The following is a 19,150-nucleotide window of genomic DNA, read 5'->3' as shown; positions in this document are numbered from 1 at the left end:
ATACGCTGTTTTGCCCTCATATAGAGAGCAAGGCATTGTTTCTCAGGAGGTCATCATGATTGCCAGCAAATTCGGTATCGGACAACAGGTTCGGCATAAGCTGCTGGGGTACTTGGGGGTGGTGATTGATATCGACCCTGAATACTCTATGGAACAACCTAAGGCTGATGAAATAGCGGCGAATACCGATTTACGTTTCGCCCCTTGGTACCACGTGGTGATGGAAGACGAAGAGGGCCAGCCGGTGCATACCTATCTTGCAGAAGCGCAGTTAGATGGGGAAGCCCAGGAAGCTCATCCTGAACAACCTTCGCTGGACGAGTTGGCGGAGTCTATTCGCCACCAGCTACAAGCTCCACGCCTGCGCAACTGATGCGCCAGGCCTGAGAAACAACGGATAAAAGCCTGGCACCATGCCAGGCTTTTTACTCAGCGCTCCAGCCCCAAACGCGGAATTTCGATTTTAGGGCAGCGATCCATCACTACCTTCAGCCCCGCCTCGTTTGCCAATGCCGCGGCCTGCTCATTAATGACGCCGATTTGCAGCCACAATACTTTGGCACCAATCGCAATGGCCTCTTGCGCTACCGCATATGCCGCTTCTGAATTACGGAACACGTCAACCATGTCCACCGGGTGCGGGATATCCTTCAACGTGGCATAGGCCTGCTGGCCCAGCAAGGTTTGCCCCGCCAGTTTTGGGCTGACCGGCGTAACCTGATATCCCTGAGCAAGCAGATAGGCCATCACGCCAAAACTCGGCCGCGCCGGATTATCACTGGCGCCCACCAGCGCAATGGTTTTCACCTGCTGCAGCAGGCCGGCAATATCGATGTCTTGCATTTTCCGCTCCCAATTATCGACGGGGGATTTCCCTGTTTCGAGTGTAACCCACGGACCTTAAATCGGCTAAACCCAGAGTCACGGAAACTCCCGGCGACTTTTGCGGTCTGATGCTGTCACTGCCAGCCTCTGCCGGGTTAAATAGTGTCAAAATAAATATAAATGTGTATATTTGTAACCAAAAAACGTAATGCTGAAAAACTTTGACACAATCTATGGCGTATTCAACACTAATAGCGATGCGCTTATAAGGAGATAACAATGAAATTTGGTCTGATGGTTACGGCGCTGCTCAGCATCGGTATCAGCATGCCTGCCGTGGCTACGACCCTGAAACTCTCTCCTGACATCGACCTGTTGGTGGTCGACGGCAAGAAAATGACAGGTTCGTTGTTAAAAGGCGCTGACAGCCTGGAACTGGATGGCGGACAACATCAATTACTATTTAAAGTGGCCAAGTCTGTACGCTCAGGGCAAAACGAACAAACTGTCTATACTTCACCTCCGCTGATCGCCACCTTCAATACGCAAAATGTCAGTTCCGTAGCCATTGAGCTGCCGCGTATTGAAAATGTCCGGGATGGTCAGCGATTTGATAAGACTTTCAATTATCAGGTGATTGATAAGAACGGCAATGCGTTGGCCATGAAACACGATGTATTACGCCCCGACGACATCACGCTTAACATCGATCTGGAAAAGCTGATGGCGGATTACAACAGTCAGAAACACCCGGCTTCCGTTCCGGCGTTCACCCATGTTCGCACCACCACACCCGGCTCACCGCTGGCGAATGCCGCGTTAAACTCCCCCACAGTGACACTGAAAGGTGAAAACGTTTCCGAGCAAATGCTGCAATACTGGTTCCAGCAGGCAGACAAAGAAACGCAGAAGCGTTTTCTTCATTGGGCAAATAAACAGGCAGTGCGTTAAGCAAGAATGATGACGCCTTTTATTTAAAGGCGCGTTTTCTTCGCATTTTCAGGTGTAAACGCTAGGCAGTGAAAAACAGTTTCAGTAATCTGTCGCACATCACCCGATTAGCGAAGGAACTCCAGATGGAATTTACTACCCGCACTATCGCCGCGCGCAAACACATTGCGCTGGTGGCGCACGATCACCGTAAACAAGCCCTGCTGGCATGGGTTGAAGACAATAAGTCAGTGCTGGAACAACACCAACTTTATGCCACCGGAACCACCGGCAACCTGATCCAGCAAGCCAGCGGTATTCCGGTAAACAGCATGCTGAGCGGACCTATGGGGGGCGACCAACAGGTGGGGGCGCTGATCGCCGAGGGCAAAATCGATATGTTGATCTTCTTCTGGGATCCATTGAACGCGGTGCCCCACGATCCTGATGTGAAAGCCCTGCTGCGCCTGGCGACGGTATGGAATATTCCCGTCGCCACCAACCGTTCCACCGCAGACTTCCTGATTGACTCTTCGCTGTTCAAAAGCGAAGTAGAAATCGCCATCCCTGACTACCAACGCTACTTGCAGGACCGTCTGAAGTAACCATCACGGCCTGGTTTCCGCCAGGCATTGGGTTTAGGGTTTCTTCTGCGAGGGTACGCCGAGATCCTGCAGTTGTTCAACGAACACCGACGGGCGCTCGCGATCCTGCAATAACCACACCTGATGCTTGGCGCGAGTTAACGCCACATACAGCAGTCGCCGCTCCTCGGCATCCGGGAAGTCTTCCGGTTGCGGCAACAGAACGTCTTCTAATATCGACTCACGCGCGACCGCAGGAAAACCGTCGTTTCCCTGGTGCAAACCGGCGATAATCACGTACTCGGCCTGCTGCCCTTTGCTGGCGTGGATTGTCATAAACTCGATGGTCAGTTTAGGCCAGCGGGTTGACGCTTTTGACAACGCCTGCGGCTTCAGATGATGGTAACGTGCCAACACCAGAATCCGCTCTTCGGGCTTGGCATAGCCACTGAGCTTATCCAACAAATTTTCGAGTTGTTCATGCGGCAACAGAACCACCGATTTCTTGTTGCCTTTGCTCAGGCTGTTCAGCGGTTTCTTCAACTGGTGCGGGTTCTGCTGTACAAAGCGGTTTGCCACCTCACCAATGCGTTCATTGAAACGGTAAGTGGTGTCGAGCGCACATTGTGCCCCTTCGCCAAAGTTCTCGGCAAATGCTGTGGTCAGCGTCAGTTCGGCCCCGCTGAAACGGTATATGGCCTGCCAGTCATCACCCACGGCAAACAGGCAAGTCTGTTTGTTTTGTTTACGTAGCGCCGCCAGCAGTTGCGCTCGTTGCGGTGAGATATCCTGAAATTCATCAACCAGAATATGTTTCCACGGGCTGACAAAACGCCCTTTCTCCAGAATATTGACCGCCTGATGGATCAGGCCAGAGAAGTCTACTGCCCCCTCATCTTTCAGCGCACCTTTCCATGCCTTGAGCAACGGTGCCATCAGCCGGATACGTTTTGAAAACAGGTCACGGACCTCTTCATCTGCCTGTTCGATCATTTCCGCCTGGCTACCGCCGTGCATCCGCATCAACCCCAGCCAACGTTCCAGTCGGCCAGCCAGCCGTTCTGCCAGGCGTTTATCCTGCCAAAAATCACCTTCCGGCACTTCCCATTCCAGTTCTTCGAGCAACCACTGGCGCCAACCTTTAGCCTGTGCTTTTTTTTCTGCACATTGCTGCTGCCAATGGGTTATCAACAAAGCTCTTCGAGCCTTACTGTCGGTTTCCAGCTTACTGATCGCCGGTACCTTGCGGTTGCCCTGCTGAATAATCTGCAGTGCCAATGCGTGGAAGGTTTTGGCCTGGATCGCCACGCTGCCCAGGCGCTCCTGAATGCGCTCGTTCATCTCTTCCGCCGCCTGACGGCCAAACGCCAACAACAGTATTTGCCCCGGTTCAGCCTCCTGGCGACGCAGCAGCCAACCGGCTCGCGCCACCAACACCGAGGTTTTCCCACTGCCGGCCCCGGCCAGCACCAACACTGAATCTTCGCCATTAACTACTGCGCGGCTTTGTGAGTCGTTCAGGGGGGAAGTTTCGATGTTCTGGAAGAAGTCGTGGTAGCTCTCCAGCATACGTTCGGTCCACTGCTGATTACGCTGCCCGACACTTTGCAACCCATGCTGCAGCCATTGCTGACAAAGGAGATAATCATCCCGACAATTGTCAAATTGCTCCAGTCGCGCCACCGGCATAGGTAAGGCACCGAAAGACTCGCGAATTTGTTGCTGCAGCTTGCCCAGTTCGGATTTTTTAAACCACTTATCCTGCTGTTCAATACGCTGGATATGTTCAACCTGTTGCTGCAACACACCGGCGCTAACTTCGCTCATTTCGGCGCTCCACTGTTGCCAGGCCTGCTGGAGATAGTGATAGAAGCGCTGGGTTTCCTGCCATTCGGTACCATGCAGGCGCACCACTTTCTCCTCCGGCAGCTCAAACTCCAGCTCGCCCCAGACAATGCCCCGCTTACACCGGACATGAATCAACTGATTGAAAGGAATAAGATATTCATGCTTCTCACCGCTCACCTCGACACCGGCGTGCAGCAACCGCACACGGTTGTAAGGATGCTGAGCCAGGTGTTTCCCCAGCGATGTCGCTTTAAGTTCCATATCGTCGCGCCATGACTATGTTGAGATTAAATAACGGATATCTGCCAGTTTACCTGCGATAAGCAGTGGCACTCTAGCGCTAAAAAAAGGGTAGAATAGATTTTGCGTTTTGATAGCAAACGCACCGCATCGCGGTTTGGCCATCATTAGAGCAGAATGACGACTATGCGTACTGTACTGAATATTCTTAATTTTGTGTTAGGCGGTTTTTTCACCACCCTTGGCTGGCTGGTCGCAACGGTGTTTAGCGTGGTGCTGATCATCACCTTGCCGCTAACCCGCTCCTGCTGGGAAATCACCAAGCTGTCGTTACTGCCATTCGGTAACGAAGCCATTCACGTTAATGAATTGTACCCGGAAAAAAGCAATGCACTGCTTTCCGCCAGTGGTTCACTGCTGAACATTATCTGGCTGATCCTGTTCGGCTGGTGGCTGTGCCTGTCGCATATTGCCGCCGGGATTGTGCAGTGTGTAACGATTATTGGCATCCCGGTGGGTATAGCCAATTTCAAAATCGCCGCCATTGCCCTGTGGCCGGTCGGGCGACGAGTGGTATCCGTTGAAATGGCGCAACAGGCCAGAACTGAAAATGCCCGACGTCAGTATCAGCAGCGTTAATTTTTTCTCCGCCTGAGGAGTTTTTCGTGCTCTCTTTTGCACCAGCAATACGCCGTTATGCCTACAACAGCAATCTGCTTTATGATCTGCGCATCTTCATTGCACTGGCTGGTGCGGCCGCCGTACCCTGGTGGTTAGCCATTCCCAAGCTCACCATTCCCCTGACTCTGGGGGTGGTGGCAGCGGCGTTGACCGATCTGGATGATCGCCTGGCTGGCAGGCTACGCAATCTGTTGATCACACTGGTGTGTTTTTTTGTTGCTTCCGCCTCCATTGAGCTGCTGTTTCCTTATCCGTGGCTGTTCGCTCTTGGCCTCACCGCCTCCACCTGCGGTTTTATTTTGCTGGGTGCCCTGGGGCAACGTTACGCCACCATTGCATTTGGTGCCTTGCTGATCGCGGTCTATACCATGCTCGGCACCACAATGTATGACGCCTGGTATCAACAGCCGACGCTGCTGATCCTTGGTGCCCTGTGGTACAACCTGCTGACGCTGATTGGCCACCTGATCTTTCCTATCCGACCTCTGCAGGAAAATCTGGCGCGTTGTTACAATCAATTGGCAAGTTATCTGGATGCCAAAGCCAACCTGTTTGACCCCGACGTCGAGCATGATGCAGACCTGCCGTGGATGGACGTTGCCATGGCCAACAGCGCTTTGGTGACCATTCTTAACCAGACCAAAGTTTCATTGCTGACGCGGCTAAAAGGCGATCGGGGGCAACGCGGTACCCGCCGCACGCTGCATTATTATTTCGTCGCCCAGGATATCCATGAGCGCGCCAGTTCCTCCCACGTGCAATATCAGGCACTGAGTCGACAGTTTCGTCACAGTGATATTCTGTTTCGTTTCCAGCGCTTACTCAGCATGCAGGCTCGCGCCTGTCAGCAGTTGGCGCAGTCGATTTTGCTGCGGCAAAAGTATCAGCACAATCTTCGTTTCGAACCGGTCTTTGGCCGTATTGAAGAAGCATTGACTCGCATTGCCATCACCCCGGAAAACCGTGAGCTGACCAAAGCACTATCGCACCTGTTGAAAAATTTGCGCGCGATTGACGCCCAACTGGCAAATATTGAGTCCGAGCAGGCACTGGCCAGTGGCCTGGCGGAAGAGAATAGTCTGTCGGATGACCGGCTCACCGGCTGGAGCGATATCCGCCTGCGTATCAGCCGCCATCTGACACCTCAGTCTGCCTTGTTCCGTCATGCCATCCGTATGTCAGTGGTACTGTGCGTGGGCTACGCCTTTATTCAGTTTACCGGCATGCAGCACGGTTATTGGATCCTGTTAACCAGCCTGTTTGTCTGCCAACCCAATTATAATGCCACGCGTCGCAGGCTGGCGCTTCGAATCATCGGCACGCTGGCCGGCATTCTTGTTGGCCTACCGATCCTCTATTTTGTGCCCTCGCTGGAAGGCCAGATGGTGCTGATCGTCATCAGCGGCGTTCTGTTCTTCGCCTTTCGAACCGTGCAATACGCACATGCCACCATGTTTATCACCCTGCTGGTATTGCTGTGCTTTAACTTGCTGGGTGAGGGTTTTGAAGTGGCCGCGCCTAGGGTTTATGACACGATTCTGGGATGTGCCATCGCCTGGGCGGCAGTCAGTTTTATCTGGCCAGACTGGAAATTCCGCCAATTACCGGCAGTTGTCAGTAAAACGCTGAATGCCAACTGCCGTTATCTGGATGCCATTTTGGTGCAATATCATCAGGGTAAAGACAACGGCCTTCCTTATCGTATCGCTCGCCGGGATGCACACAACAGTGATGCGGAGCTGGCTTCGGTGATATCAAATATGTCTGCCGATCCAAAAGCAAATAAAGAAGTTCAGGAAGCCGCCTTCCGCCTGTTGTGTTTAAACCACACCTTGTTGAGTTATATCTCTGCGTTGGGTGCACATCGTGAGCGTCTGAATAACCCCGCTACGCTGGACCTGTTAAATGATGCAGTTTGTTATGTCGATGGTGCCCTGCACCAGGAAGAACTCGACGACCGGCGCATCACTCAGGCGTTGGAAAGCCTGGCTGAACGAATTGTGCACGCTGCGCCGGAGCCGGAAAGCAAAGATCAATTGGTGTTGCAGCAAATTGGGCTGGTCATCGAGTTGCTGCCGGAGCTTACTATGCTGAATGCGCAAATCGGCAAATCGGCTTGATCACCCGGGGCCTTTTATCAGGCCCCGGACTCCCGGATTATGTCCGTGACTAAGTAACGACATGGTACGTTCAAACCAATTCGTCAGCTCACTGCGCATTTCCGAGGGTAAAGCGGCATGATGATAGCCGGCGATAGCCCCTCCCAGAGAAAGCAGTACCCGCAATCCTAAATTGCGTTGCTGTTGCAACATTCGAAGATAACTGCGTTTGGCACCGTTCAGGCGCAAATCATAAACATTATGAATGCCCGCCCGCCAAAGTAACCGTTCCATATTGATGTCGATGTTCGGCAAGGTTTTCAGCCGTCCCTGGTTATCCGTTTTAACCTTGAGTTCCCGGCGCGCTTCCCGAATAGCCTGCCAGGCTAACCCCACAAGTTCCCTCCTGTCGCGCCACAGCGTTTCATCAACCCAGTAATAACGCATGGTAATAGGTACCCCTCGTTTGGAGTACACCATATTAACCATTCCGCGAGACCGAAAAGTAGGCTCCAGGCTATCCGTCGCACGAAGATACAGCTCCCCTTCTGCAATCACAGCGAACATGACGCCATCGGCCAGCAGCCCATAACCGCCAAATTGCGAGCGTGTAGTAATGCCGCCTAATGCGTAAAAATACGCTTTGGCCTGCACGATCCTTCCACTTGATGTCCCTTTCATAGCGTTCTCCTTGTGTAGATTAGTGTTCTATCATTCCCCACATCAATGAAATAAAAGTAACGTGAACAAGTAATTAGAAAAATACGCACTATCTGCAGTCATGCCAATCACAAACGTCCGGTGTATGAAAAATGATCGCAATTATGCGAGGTACTACGAAGATTTGAGTTGATCTTAATCACAACCGGATGTACTGTATAAACATACAGTGACACTACGGGCGGGATACTTTATGCGTACTCAATCACTCTACAATACCCATTTCAGCCACACCTCTTTTGCGGTGAGTAATGCTGCAGAGAGCACGAATGCCGGCAAAGAGAATGGCCTTATCAGTGAACTTGTTTACAACGAGCATCAGCCCGCAGTGGTACAATTATTGTTGCCTCTGCTGCAGCAGTTGGGTATGCAGTCACGCTGGTTGTTATGGCTGACGCCTCAGCAAAAACTAAGTAAGTTATGGCTACAACAATCCGGCTTGCCGGTTGGAAAAGTGGTGCAGCTGAGCCAAATTAACTCGCTGGACACGGTTGAAGCGATGGAAAAAGCGCTGCTGACGGGTAACTACAGTGTAGTACTTGGATGGCTGCCCGATCTTACAGAAGAAGATCGTCTAAAATTAAGGCGTGCGGCAGAATTAGGTAACGCTTATGGGTTCATTATGCGTCCTCAACGTGACATAAACCCGGTTCACGGACACTGTTCCACCCTAAAAATTCACTCTTCTTTGTATCATTAAGTAAATTTAGGATTTTTCCCATCATTTTCATCTCCCTGCAAGGGAACCTTTATGGGATCAGGGACAAAGCGAGTGTGGCTGCGGTTCCGCGGCCCAAAACCAGGGTTAAAATGTTCGTTTTTTTCCCGGTTAATGTTAGTAAATATGTATATTTCTGCGTTTTTTTTTAGAGCTTTATCACATCACACTTGTAACTTTCGCGCCACGTTGTAGACTTTACATCGCCAAGGTTGCTCTATAACGCCAGATAAACTGGCAGAGTAACAAACGAGGGCTCAAACCTTGGCGAAGGAATTTAACCAAGGGCTTAAAACAGCTTTAAAGCTCATTGCCTATTTGGATGATAACGAGGCGCAAAATGAAAAAGACAGCTATCGCATTAGCAGTGGCACTGGCTGGTTTCGCTACCGTAGCGCAAGCCGCCCCAAAAGATAATACCTGGTACACTGGTGCTAAACTGGGCTGGTCCCAGTACCATGACACTGGTTTCTACGGCAACGGTTACCAGAATGGTATCGGCAATGGTCCGACCCATAAAGATCAACTGGGTGCTGGCGCGTTCCTGGGTTACCAGGCGAACCAATACCTGGGCTTCGAGCTGGGCTATGACTGGCTTGGCCGTATGCCTTACAAAGGCAGCGTGAACAACGGTGCTTTCAAAGCGCAGGGCGTTCAACTGGCCGCTAAACTGAGCTACCCAATCATGGACGATCTGGACATCTACACTCGTCTGGGCGGCATGGTATGGCGTGCAGATTCCAAAGCTAACTACGGTAACGGCACTCGTCTGAGCGATCACGACACTGGCGTTTCTCCGTTGGCAGCAGTTGGTGTTGAATACGCACTGACCAAAAACTGGGCTACCCGCCTGGACTACCAATTCGTTAGCAACATCGGTGATGCAGGTACTGTCGGCGCACGTCCAGACAACACCATGCTGAGCCTGGGTGTTTCTTACCGTTTCGGTCAGGATGATGTTGTTGCTCCAGCACCAGCTCCAGCTCCGGCTCCAGTTGTTGAAACCAAGCGTTTCACTCTGAAGTCTGACGTGCTGTTCAACTTCAACAAATCTACCCTGAAAGCAGAAGGCCAACAGGCTCTTGACCAGCTGTACACTCAGCTGAGCGCAATGGATCCTAAAGATGGTTCTGCTGTAGTTCTGGGTTACACCGACGCCGTTGGTTCTGACCAGTACAACCAGAAACTGTCTGAAAAACGCGCACAAAGCGTTGTTGATTACCTGGTATCTAAAGGTATCCCTTCAGAAAAAATCTCTGCACGTGGTATGGGCGAAGCTGATTCCGTCACTGGCAACACCTGTGGCTACAAAGCTGGTCGTGCTACCAAAGCACAGATCGCTTGCCTGGCACCAGATCGTCGCGTAGAGATCGAAGTTAAAGGTATCAAAGACGTTGTAACTCAGCCACAAGGCTAAGCTACCACTCTTAGTAAAAAACCCCGCAATGCGGGGTTTTTTTTCGACTAAATCAAGTGGTGTAAGCAACAAAGAGCCACTTCCCTTACAGGTAACTGGCTGGCTAGCGGGTTTATTCTTTGTCTTTACCGAGAATAGCTTTTAAATCTTGCTTCAATGATGACATCTGGCTGGCATACTTCTCTTTACGTTCCGCATCTTCGATCAACTGCACCACTGTTTCTGATAGAGTCACCCCACGGCGACGGGCCAGCGCGGCCAAACGCTGCCAAACCAGAAACTCCAGATCGATAGATTTTTTACGCGTATGTTGGTGTTCTGCGTTAAAATGACGTTTACGTCGTGCGCGGATAGTTTGCTTCATCCGGTTATCCAGTTCCGGATTCATATGGTGGCTAATCCACGTCAGCACTTTTACCGGCTCATTTTCCAGCTTCAGCAGCTCGTCAATGGCTTCCTGAGCAACGCTGTTTTCAATGTGGCGGGTAATAGCTTCCCCTTCCCGGTGCTTTTTCACCAGGTACTTCCATTTCCAACCGCTCTCCAGATTTTCCAGTTGCTGATATTTCATCGTGAGCTCTTCAGTGACCGCGTAACTTTATTAAGCATAACAGCTTTACGCCGAATTTCCCCGGCAATTACACCCCGTTTTAGACTGTTTTTTGCACAGTCATCGCTCGATGTCAAACTCCCTGACATCAACTGTAACTCTGCATCTATCAAGCTGCCGTTATTCTTGTATAATCGCCCTTTCCCTTTTTGACGATTGCATCTAACACTTTGACCAATAACCGACTTGAATGGCAATCACTGTTGCCGGACGTTACGCCTTATCAAGCGATATTTGATACCGCCGCGCAGTTGGCCCCCGTGTCCTTTGCCTCTATTCAGCCTCGGCTGGAAAACGCACTGACGCTGTTTTGCCATCCACAGTCACCACCGCGTTTCATGTTGTTGAAAGCGCAAGAAACGCGTGAGTATCTGGCGCTGATCGCCCAGGCAGTTGAACAACTGCAGCCGCAGAACACCGCGTTCAAGGGCAGTCACTATGTGATCCAGGGCAGCAAGGTCAGCGTAGAACCCGCCAGCCAGGGTGATGAACCCTTTGCCGCCGGTGGTGCCTGCGTGTATCAAGAGTGGGTTGAACCTGAACAGCTGTTTGGCTGCGTCCGGATCCACAATGGTGAAATCAACCTGCAGCCCGGCCTGGTGCATCAGGCCAACGGTGGTGTACTGATCCTGTCTGCGCGTTCTCTGCTGGCTCAGCCGCTGCTGTGGCTGCGTTTGAAGCAGATGATCACCCAACGTCAGTTCCACTGGGTTTCCCCGGATGAGACACGCCCATTGCCAATTACCATTCCAGCCATGCCGCTGGAATTGCGGTTAATTGTGGTAGGCGACCGTCACGGCCTTGCAGATTTCCATGATATTGAACCGGAGCTGAGTGAGCAGTCAGTCTACGGTGAATACGAGGAAGATCTGCAACTCACCGAAATCGATGACATGGTGCAATGGTGTGGCTACGTCAATAGCCTTATCGAAGAGCAACAACTGCCGCCGCTGGCAGCCGATGCCTGGTACCCGCTGATGATACAGGCAGTACGTCACAGCGGCGATCAGGGCAACCTGCCGCTGTCCCCACTGTGGCTCGGCCAACAACTTTCCGAAGCCGCACTGTACGTCGAAGAAGAAAGCATCACTGCCAAAGCATTTGAAGCCGCGCTGAATGCGCGCGAGTGGCGTGAAAGCTATCTTGCCGAACGGATGCAGGATGAAATTGAGCTGGGCCAAATCCTGATTGAAACCGAAGGCGAAGTCGTCGGTCAGATCAATGGCCTGTCGGTGCTGGAATACCCTGGCCATCCGCGCAGTTTCGGTGAACCCTCCCGTATCAGCTGTGTCGTACATCTTGGCGATGGTGAATTCACCGACGTTGAGCGCAAGGCCGAGCTTGGCGGCAATCTGCATGCCAAGGGCATGATGATTATGCAGGCGTTCCTGATTTCCGAACTGGAACTGGACCAACCGCTGCCCTTCTCTGCTTCGATCGTGTTTGAACAATCTTATGGCGAAGTGGACGGTGACAGCGCCTCATTGGCTGAGCTGTGCGCGCTCATCAGCGCACTGTCGCTACAGCCAATTACCCAGCAGATTGCAGTAACCGGTTCTGTCGACCAATTCGGTAATGTGCAGCCGATTGGCGGCGTTAACGAAAAAATCGAAGGCTTTTTTGAAGTTTGCCAACGTCGGGGTTTGACCGGCAAACAGGGCATTATTCTGCCCGCCACCAATGTGCGCCATCTGTGTCTGCATCAGGACGTGGTCGATGCGGTGCGCGAGGGACAGTTCCATCTGTGGGCCGTCAATAGCGCTGCGGAAGCCTTGCCATTACTCACCGGTTACCCCTACTCTGATGAACAGCAACCGAACCTGTTAGCTGCCATTCAGGAACGGATAGCACAGGTGAATCCGCAGGAACGCCGGCGTTGGCCATGGCCGCTTCGTTGGCTCAACTGGTTCAACCACGGCTGATCGGACTTGTTCAGCGTACACGTGTAAGCTAATCTGCGCCCTTCAATAAAATAAGGTTTACTGAGAACATGGTAGAAAAACGCGACTCCTATACGAAAGAAGACCTCGAAGCATCCGGCCGTGGCGAACTGTTTGGCGCTGGTGGCCCGCCGTTGCCGGCAGGTAACATGTTGATGATGGACCGCGTGGTCAAAATGACCGAAGACGGTGGTACCCACAACAAGGGTTATGTGGAAGCGGAACTGGATATTAATCCAGACCTATGGTTCTTTGGTTGCCACTTTATCGGCGATCCGGTGATGCCAGGCTGCCTGGGTCTGGATGCCATGTGGCAGTTGGTAGGTTTCTACCTCGGCTGGCTGGGCGGCGAAGGTAAAGGTCGTGCGCTGGGCGTGGGTGAAGTTAAATTCACCGGCCAGGTTCTACCTACCGCGAAAAAAGTCACCTACCGCATTAACTTCAAGCGTGTGATCATCCGTAAACTGATTATGGGTGTGGCTGATGGTGAAGTCCTGGTCGATGGTCAGGTCATTTACACCGCCAGCGATCTGAAAGTGGGCCTGTTCAAGGACACTGCGGCGTTCTAACCGCAATCACGGCGGCCTTCCGGGTCGCCGTTTATTTCCCTTAGTTATCTTTTAATCGTTGCGTCCATAGCGGCTAAACAGTAACTACAATAATTGTAGTAACCAGGAGGTATGCCATGCAAAAAACTCGTTTTGATAACATGCCATGCCCGGTAGCTCGCTCACTGGACCGCGTCGGGGAATGGTGGAGCATCCTGATACTTCGCGATGCGTTTCATGGTTTGTCCCGGTTTGATGAGTTCCAGCAGAGCCTTGGACTTTCGCCCACCATATTGACCCGTCGCCTGAAGTATCTGGTAGAAAGCGGCATACTGCATAAACAACGCTATCAAACACGACCGGTACGCTACCAGTACTTGCTCACTGAACGCGGCAAAGATTTTTTCCCGGTGCTTGCAGCCCTGTTTCACTGGGGGAATACCCACCTGGCCGAAGACGGCATCAGTGCCGAACTGGTCGATCGTCGTACCGGGCAACCCATACGCGTGCAACTGATCGACAGCATTACCCAGCAGCCCATTGCGCTGCATAATATTACTTTAGCCCCAGGGCCGGCAGCGACCGACGGCATGCGCCAGCGCGCGGCCCTGATGCTGCAGAACCTTTCTGAATTTCCCCCTGAATCATCCAAGGAGTCACTATGAACACTCGTCGTATAGTCATTACCGGCATGGGCGCCGTTTCGCCACTGGGATGCGGCGTAGAGGCTATCTGGCAGCGTCTGTTGAACGGCCAGTCCGGCATTCGTCCGCTGCCAGAAGAGATCGTCGCAGACCTGCAGGTGAAAATCGGTGGTCAGGTGCCCACTTTGGAACAGGATCCCGAGGCGGGCTTCGACCCCGACCTTTCGGTGGCACCAAAAGACCAGAAGAAAATGGACCGCTTTATCCTGCTCGCCATGGCAGCGGCCGATGAGGCTATCCGTCAGGCAGGTTGGGTAGCAGACACTGAAGACAAGCAGGAACGCACCGCAACCGTGATCGCTTCCGGCATTGGCGGCTTCCCGGCTATCGCCCATGCGGTACGCACCACCGACAGCCGTGGTGCCAAACGCCTGTCACCTTTCACTATCCCTTCGTTCCTGGTTAATCTGGCCGCCGGTCACGTATCGATTAAACATCAGTTCAAGGGCCCTATTGGCGCCCCCGTGACGGCCTGTGCCGCAGGCGTACAGGCCATTGGCGATGCCGTACGTATGATTCGTAACGATGAAGCGGATATCGCGCTGTGTGGCGGTACGGAAGCGGCTATCGACACCGTCAGCCTTGGGGGTTTTGCAGCGGCGCGTGCCATGTCCACAACGCCTGCAGACGCCGCCGCAACAGCCTCACGGCCTTTTGACAGTGCACGCAACGGGTTTGTTATGGGTGAAGGTGCCGGCATGCTGGTGATTGAGACACTGGAGCATGCGCTGGCCCGTGGGGCAACACCGCTGGCTGAAATTGTCGGTTATGGCACCAGCGCAGATGCCTACCACATGACTTCGGGGGCCGAGGATGGTGACGGTGCCTACCGTGCCATGAAAATTGCCCTCAAACAGGCTGGCGTAGCACCGGAGCAGGTTCAACACCTGAACGCGCATGCGACATCCACACCGGTAGGGGATTTGGGCGAAATTAACGCCATTAAGCATCTGTTCGGCACGAATGGCAGCGTAGCGGTTACCTCAACCAAATCAGCAACCGGTCATCTGCTCGGTGCCGCCGGCGGACTGGAAACCATCTTTACCGCACTGGCGCTGCGTGACCAGATTGCGCCCGCCACGCTGAATTTGGAAAGTCCGGATCCGGCTGCAGAGGGGCTGCACCTGGTTGCGAATAAAGCGGAACCCATGGCCATAAGCTACGCACTGTCGAACGGCTTTGGTTTTGGTGGTGTGAATGCGAGTATCTTGTTGAAACGCTGGCAGGGGTAATCCCCATTAAACACAAACCTCCGCGCTGGGCGGAGGTTGTTCCTTTTATTTGACAGGGAGCCGCTTAAGCGGTCACAGCCCTGTCTTCCATGGCTTCTCGCCAACCTCCCAGCCATTGAGACCGGCTTTCCACAGTCGTTTTATAGGGACAATAATCCTTCGGATGTCCTAAAATACCTGCCTGATAACCTTTCGAATGCGCCCTTTCCAGACGATCGCGTTTCTGTCTCTTCATGCCTCGTTTCCCTCACTTTTTGGTCAGTTGGAAAGAAAACAATGGCTGCTTTTTGTGCAGCCACGTTTAAGCAATAGCGCTAAATGGAGCGAAGATCAATGCGCAAAATTCACGCCAATGTCATATTTGTGAGCTACGCACGCAGAATTTGCTAAGTGGCTGATAGATAGGAAAGAAGCTAACTTATTGAAATAAAATAAAAACCCCTTGCGACGAGAAATCCCAATATTTCTCGCCGCAAGGGGTTAGACCGATTTAATACAAATTATTTCTAAAAACGACCGGCTTGCGCAGCAATATCCTGGGCTTCTTGTTGCCAGCCCTGAGCCAACGTCCGCACCAAGGCATCGTAGCCGTCTTCACCCTGTTTAAGCTCCAGGCTGAATGGACGTTTGGTCAGATTGCCCTGATGGTTCAGCACCCACTCGCCGCGAATGATCGCCTTGCCGTCAAAGCGGCCGTGGAAACCACTGATGGTGACGTTGAGCACATCCTGTTCGCTGCTCATCGGCTGCGAGGACACCACCCAACCCGGCAGCGCGCTGCTCAGGTTAGTGACCAGCGTCTGCTGCAACTGTTGATCCAGCGGGCTGGCCCACAGGTTGTTCTGGGCAATCACATACTGCACGTCATTGGTCTGGTAAACCACACCGCTCTGCGCCAGATAATCTGCCACGCTAACGTGCTCCAGCCAAAGCTGGCGCGACGTCGTGCTACCGCTGACCTGTGCCGGCGAGCCCAATGCCGGCAATTGATAGTAGGTCTTCTGTGGAGTACTGCTACAGGCGCTGAGTAACAGCGCCAGGGCTACCGGGATCCATTTCATCATTTATTGGCCTTCTTCGGCTGAGGATCGTTACTGCCCGCGGCTTCAAATACCAGCGCGTTGCTCTTTTCGTTCAGGGTGCGCAGCACCGGCTGCAGTTCACGCAAGACCTGATCAAGACGTTGCATATCGCCGACCATCTTGTTGTAGGCCGGAGAACCAGGCTGGAACCCTTTCATGCTGCGGTTCAGTTCCTGCAAGGTTTTTTGCATATCCTGCGGCAACGCCTTCATCTCTTTGCTGGCGATGATGTCATTCAACGATTGCATGGTCTGCTGTGTCGACTTCATCGTTTTCTGACTTTCAGCCAACGTTTTGGTCGCTTCGTTGATCATCGGATTCAGCGGCATCGAGTTGATTTTATCCAGCGTCTGCATCAGTTTCTGCTGGATCTGCGCCAGGCCACCGCTGGTGGTTGGCATCAGTCGGTAACCAAACAGCTCACGTGGCCCTTTATAAGGTTTCTCTTGCGGATAGAAATCCAGATCGATATACAGCGAACCCGTTAGCAGGTTAGCGGATTTCAAAGAGGCACGCATGCCACGCGACTCAGCGTCTTTCAAATGGCTCTCAAAGTCGAAGTTGCCACCCAACTGTTTCTGGAAGCGATCCGGTTCGATGCGGATCAGCACCGGGATCCGGTAGTCGTTGTCCAGACGCTGTATCATGCCTTTTTTGTAGAACGGTACCTGGCCAACGGTACCCAGACGAATGCCGCGGAACTCCACCGGCGCACCAGGCTGCAGCCCGCGAACCGAATCGGCGAAGAACAGCAGGTAGTCTTTATGCACGGTATACAGCGAATCCTGAATGCTGCGCTGGTTGTCGAACAGGTGGTACTCCGCTTTCGGTTGCGCCAGTTCACCGCGATCCCAGCCGTCCGGCACGTCGAAGCTGACGCCGCCGCTGAACAAGGTCGCCAACGAGCCCATTTCCACCCTCATCCCCTGCGCCGACATATCGAACGCCACACCGCTGTCTTTCCAGAAACGTACGTTACTGGTCACCAACTGATCGTAAGGTGCGGAGATAAATAATTGGTAACGCATGGCACGCATCTTGGGATCAAAATAACTGGTCTCCACCGAGCCAACGCGATAGCCGCGGAACAACACCGGATCGCCGGCATTTAACTGTCCGGATCTTTCACTGTCCAGCACAATGCGGAGCCCTTTAGCGTCCGGAGAGGCTAACGGCGGTGCATCCAGCAGTTGGTAGTCGCCCTTGCCTGCCTTGCCTTTGTTGCCAGGCTGCAGTTCGATATAGGCACCGGAAAGCAGCGTCCCCAATCCGGAAACGCCGCCGCGGCCAATCTGCGGCTTCACTACCCAGAAGGCTGAGTCCTGACGCAACAGCTTCTCCATGCCGGTGTTAAGGCGCGCCTCGACCACCACCTTGCTCAAGTCTTCGCTCAGGGTCACCGTTTCCACGACCCCGACGTCAACGCTACGGCTTTTGATTTTGGTTTTACCCGCCTCCAGCCCTTCTGCGGTGGTAGTAACCAGAGTGACCACCGGCCCCTGATGGCTGAAATGGTAAAACAGGATCCAGGCGCCGATCAGTGCGGTGACAATCGGGATGATCCACACTGGTGACCAGCGCTTGATCTTCTCGACGTCCGCGACGCTATGATTATTTTCCGTCACCTTGCGGCTCCTTTTTTATTGTTTCGTTTACGCGATCCCAGGTTAACCGGGGATCAAACGTCATGGCTGCAAACATAGTGAGGATCACCACCATGGCGAACAGCAGTGCGCCAATGTCAGGATAAATGCTCATCAATTGTCCCATCCGTACCAATGCCGAAAGCACGGCAATCACAAACACGTCAATCATTGACCAGCGGCCAACAAATTCAACCACTTCATAAATCAGATGCATTCGCTCGCTGTCGGCCCGTGCCTTGCCGGTACCGTTAGCGTCCCAACACAGCCAGCCGATCGCCAACATTTTTAGCGAAGGCACCATAATACTGGCGATGAAGATCACCATCGCCACCGGGTAAGATCCTTCTCCCCACAGCAGGATCACCCCGGCCATGATAGTAGAAGTGAGCTTGTTGCCCAATGCCTCGGTAACCATAATCGGCATCAGGTTTGCCGGAATATACAGCAGGATAGAGGTGAGCAGCAGCGCCATCGTCCATTGCAGACTGTGCCGGCGGCGCACGTAGCCACGGGAATGGCAGCGCGGGCACTGGGTCAGTTCCGCCGGTAAAATGGCCGTGCAACACTGGCAGGAACGCAGCCCCTGACGCAGCCCGGTACGCCCGACTTCCATCGGACGATCAAGGCGCGGTGCGGGTTTAATGTCATTCCACAGCCAGCGACGATCGACACACTGGAAAGCGCGCACCTGTAGCAGGCAAAACAGGCAGTACGGCACAAAGCTGCTGCCGACGCCAATATCACCATAAGCCATCAGCTTAACGAAGCTGACCAGCACCCCGGCCAGGAAAATCTCCACCATGCACCAGGTTTTAAACTGGAACAGCATTTTGGCCATCCACTCTTTCAAACCGGTGGGGATAGGGACTTTGGCGCACAGCAAAATGATCGCCACCATGCAAAATGCCGGGATCAGTTGAACAAACACCATAAACAGCGTGGCCATGCTGGCATAGTCTTCTGCCACCATCACCTGCGGGATTTGGATCAGTTTGATTTCGTTACCAAGGCCGGCAACGCGCATATTGATAAACGGGAAAATATTCGCCAGCACCAGCATAAACAAGGCGCTGAGGGCGTAGCCGATCGGCCGCTTGCGCGGTTCCTCCCAGCGGGAACTGAGGGTAGTCTTACAACGCGGGCATACCGCTTTTGAACCATATGCCAGCGGCGGCAATGCCACCAGCATGTCGCACTGCGGGCACAGCATCAGATTGTCCTGTTGCTGCTTCGCGTGCGTTGCATGGCTGTGCTGCTCGTGATTCTCGTGGGAACACACCATATTCCTCCTTAACAACGTTGCTCAGCGGTACGGCAATACCGCCC

At 53.1% G+C, this 19,150-nt stretch carries 19 protein-coding genes; 11 read left to right on the top strand and 8 right to left on the bottom strand.

The annotated features are described in order from the left end of the window. Positions 1-55: 55 nt before the first annotated feature. Complete coding sequence (gene hspQ, locus M2406_RS02415; RefSeq protein WP_012006190.1) at positions 56-373, top strand: heat shock protein HspQ; 318 nt, start codon at positions 56-58, stop codon at positions 371-373. A 56-nt stretch (positions 374-429) separates the two neighbouring features. Here the strand turns inward: hspQ and M2406_RS02410 are convergent, their stop codons facing one another. After that, entirely contained in the window at positions 430-843 is a 414-nt protein-coding gene (locus M2406_RS02410; protein ID WP_115182811.1) for a CoA-binding protein, read from the bottom strand. Positions 844-1,104: 261 nt separating this feature from the next. Here M2406_RS02410 and M2406_RS02405 point away from each other — a divergent pair, with 261 nt between their 5' ends. Next, positions 1,105-1,776 carry a DUF2057 family protein gene (locus M2406_RS02405; RefSeq protein ID WP_115182812.1) on the top strand — a complete coding sequence of 224 codons (672 nt, stop codon included), beginning with the start codon at positions 1,105-1,107 and terminating at the stop codon, positions 1,774-1,776. A 125-nt stretch (positions 1,777-1,901) separates the two neighbouring features. Beyond that, the gene (locus tag M2406_RS02400) at positions 1,902-2,360 is read left to right on the top strand and encodes a methylglyoxal synthase (protein ID WP_012006187.1); all 459 of its coding nucleotides are present in this window, start codon (positions 1,902-1,904) and stop codon (positions 2,358-2,360) included. Between the two features lie 33 nt (positions 2,361-2,393). Here the strand turns inward: M2406_RS02400 and helD are convergent, their stop codons facing one another. Next, positions 2,394-4,448 (bottom strand): DNA helicase IV, encoded by a 2,055-nt coding sequence (helD, locus tag M2406_RS02395; RefSeq protein ID WP_218216020.1) that lies wholly within the window; start codon positions 4,446-4,448, stop codon positions 2,394-2,396. Positions 4,449-4,613: 165 nt separating this feature from the next. Here helD and M2406_RS02390 point away from each other — a divergent pair, with 165 nt between their 5' ends. Next, on the top strand, positions 4,614-5,066 hold the full coding sequence (locus tag M2406_RS02390) for a YccF domain-containing protein (protein ID WP_017892313.1): 453 nt from the start codon (positions 4,614-4,616) through the stop codon (positions 5,064-5,066). 26 nt (positions 5,067-5,092) lie between these two features. Further along, entirely contained in the window at positions 5,093-7,228 is a 2,136-nt protein-coding gene (gene yccS, locus M2406_RS02385) for a YccS family putative transporter (RefSeq protein WP_259188393.1), read from the top strand. On the opposite strand, the gene M2406_RS02380 is transcribed toward yccS, so the two are convergent. Beyond that, entirely contained in the window at positions 7,229-7,888 is a 660-nt protein-coding gene (locus M2406_RS02380; RefSeq protein ID WP_012006183.1) for a TfoX/Sxy family DNA transformation protein, read from the bottom strand. A 232-nt stretch (positions 7,889-8,120) separates the two neighbouring features. Here M2406_RS02380 and sulA point away from each other — a divergent pair, with 232 nt between their 5' ends. Beyond that, positions 8,121-8,627 carry an SOS-induced cell division inhibitor SulA gene (gene sulA / locus M2406_RS02375; RefSeq protein WP_017892311.1) on the top strand — a complete coding sequence of 169 codons (507 nt, stop codon included), beginning with the start codon at positions 8,121-8,123 and terminating at the stop codon, positions 8,625-8,627. Between the two features lie 358 nt (positions 8,628-8,985). Further along, complete coding sequence (gene ompA / locus M2406_RS02370; RefSeq protein ID WP_012006181.1) at positions 8,986-10,062, top strand: porin OmpA; 1,077 nt, start codon at positions 8,986-8,988, stop codon at positions 10,060-10,062. Positions 10,063-10,174: 112 nt separating this feature from the next. On the opposite strand, the gene matP is transcribed toward ompA, so the two are convergent. Beyond that, entirely contained in the window at positions 10,175-10,633 is a 459-nt protein-coding gene (gene matP / locus M2406_RS02365; protein ID WP_012006180.1) for a macrodomain Ter protein MatP, read from the bottom strand. A 209-nt stretch (positions 10,634-10,842) separates the two neighbouring features. On the opposite strand from matP, the gene M2406_RS02360 reads away from it, so the two are divergent. The 4 genes from M2406_RS02360 to fabF all read left to right on the top strand — a co-directional run bounded on the left by M2406_RS02360 (position 10,843) and on the right by fabF (position 15,096). Further along, positions 10,843-12,594, top strand: coding sequence for a Lon protease family protein (locus tag M2406_RS02360; protein WP_172491118.1), 1,752 nt, complete (start codon positions 10,843-10,845; stop codon positions 12,592-12,594). Positions 12,595-12,662: 68 nt separating this feature from the next. Beyond that, on the top strand, positions 12,663-13,181 hold the full coding sequence (gene fabA, locus M2406_RS02355) for a bifunctional 3-hydroxydecanoyl-ACP dehydratase/trans-2-decenoyl-ACP isomerase (RefSeq protein ID WP_012006178.1): 519 nt from the start codon (positions 12,663-12,665) through the stop codon (positions 13,179-13,181). Positions 13,182-13,297: 116 nt separating this feature from the next. Then, a complete protein-coding gene (locus tag M2406_RS02350) occupies positions 13,298-13,825 on the top strand; it encodes a helix-turn-helix domain-containing protein (protein ID WP_259188385.1) in 528 nt (175 codons plus the stop codon). Then, on the top strand, positions 13,822-15,096 hold the full coding sequence (fabF, locus tag M2406_RS02345) for a beta-ketoacyl-ACP synthase II (RefSeq protein WP_012006176.1): 1,275 nt from the start codon (positions 13,822-13,824) through the stop codon (positions 15,094-15,096). The genes M2406_RS02350 and fabF overlap by 4 nt, the downstream gene beginning before the upstream one ends. A 64-nt stretch (positions 15,097-15,160) precedes the next feature. Here fabF and rmf read toward each other — a convergent pair whose 3' ends face one another. The 4 genes from rmf to pqiA form a co-directional block, all read right to left on the bottom strand. Next, complete coding sequence (rmf, locus tag M2406_RS02340) at positions 15,161-15,331, bottom strand: ribosome modulation factor (protein ID WP_012006175.1); 171 nt, start codon at positions 15,329-15,331, stop codon at positions 15,161-15,163. A gap of 271 nt (positions 15,332-15,602) precedes the next feature. After that, a complete protein-coding gene (gene pqiC / locus M2406_RS02335) occupies positions 15,603-16,160 on the bottom strand; it encodes a membrane integrity-associated transporter subunit PqiC (RefSeq protein WP_012006174.1) in 558 nt (185 codons plus the stop codon). Beyond that, positions 16,157-17,803 (bottom strand): intermembrane transport protein PqiB, encoded by a 1,647-nt coding sequence (gene pqiB, locus M2406_RS02330; protein ID WP_012006173.1) that lies wholly within the window; start codon positions 17,801-17,803, stop codon positions 16,157-16,159. Before pqiB ends, pqiC begins: the two co-directional genes overlap by 4 nt. Then, positions 17,790-19,103: a membrane integrity-associated transporter subunit PqiA gene (gene pqiA, locus M2406_RS02325; protein ID WP_390901946.1), complete on the bottom strand. Its 1,314-nt coding sequence runs from the start codon at positions 19,101-19,103 to the stop codon at positions 17,790-17,792. The genes pqiB and pqiA overlap by 14 nt, the downstream gene beginning before the upstream one ends. Positions 19,104-19,150 lie beyond the last annotated feature (47 nt).

The sequence above is a fragment of the Serratia sp. BIGb0163 genome, assembly GCF_024809935.1.
GTDB lineage: Bacteria > Pseudomonadota > Gammaproteobacteria > Enterobacterales > Enterobacteriaceae > Serratia > Serratia quinivorans.
Note: the sequence above shows the minus strand (reverse complement) of the source record. Positions and strands in the feature narration are given on the sequence as shown.

Excerpts from the sequence above, each read along its gene's own strand:
- M2406_RS02350 (WP_259188385.1), top strand. The coding sequence starts at position 13,298 with ATGCAAAAAACTCGTTTTGATAACATGCCATGCCCGGTAGCTCGCTCA.
- M2406_RS02410 (WP_115182811.1), bottom strand. The coding sequence starts at position 843 with ATGCAAGACATCGATATTGCCGGCCTGCTGCAGCAGGTGAAAACCATT.
- rmf (WP_012006175.1), bottom strand. The coding sequence starts at position 15,331 with ATGAAGAGACAGAAACGCGATCGTCTGGAAAGGGCGCATTCGAAAGGT.
- M2406_RS02380 (WP_012006183.1), bottom strand. The coding sequence starts at position 7,888 with ATGAAAGGGACATCAAGTGGAAGGATCGTGCAGGCCAAAGCGTATTTT.
- helD (WP_218216020.1), bottom strand. The coding sequence starts at position 4,448 with ATGGAACTTAAAGCGACATCGCTGGGGAAACACCTGGCTCAGCATCCT.
- matP (WP_012006180.1), bottom strand. The coding sequence starts at position 10,633 with ATGAAATATCAGCAACTGGAAAATCTGGAGAGCGGTTGGAAATGGAAG.
- fabA (WP_012006178.1), top strand. The coding sequence starts at position 12,663 with ATGGTAGAAAAACGCGACTCCTATACGAAAGAAGACCTCGAAGCATCC.
- M2406_RS02390 (WP_017892313.1), top strand. The coding sequence starts at position 4,614 with ATGCGTACTGTACTGAATATTCTTAATTTTGTGTTAGGCGGTTTTTTC.
- fabF (WP_012006176.1), top strand. The coding sequence starts at position 13,822 with ATGAACACTCGTCGTATAGTCATTACCGGCATGGGCGCCGTTTCGCCA.
- M2406_RS02400 (WP_012006187.1), top strand. The coding sequence starts at position 1,902 with ATGGAATTTACTACCCGCACTATCGCCGCGCGCAAACACATTGCGCTG.
- hspQ (WP_012006190.1), top strand. The coding sequence starts at position 56 with ATGATTGCCAGCAAATTCGGTATCGGACAACAGGTTCGGCATAAGCTG.
- pqiC (WP_012006174.1), bottom strand. The coding sequence starts at position 16,160 with ATGATGAAATGGATCCCGGTAGCCCTGGCGCTGTTACTCAGCGCCTGT.
- sulA (WP_017892311.1), top strand. The coding sequence starts at position 8,121 with ATGCGTACTCAATCACTCTACAATACCCATTTCAGCCACACCTCTTTT.
- M2406_RS02405 (WP_115182812.1), top strand. The coding sequence starts at position 1,105 with ATGAAATTTGGTCTGATGGTTACGGCGCTGCTCAGCATCGGTATCAGC.
- ompA (WP_012006181.1), top strand. The coding sequence starts at position 8,986 with ATGAAAAAGACAGCTATCGCATTAGCAGTGGCACTGGCTGGTTTCGCT.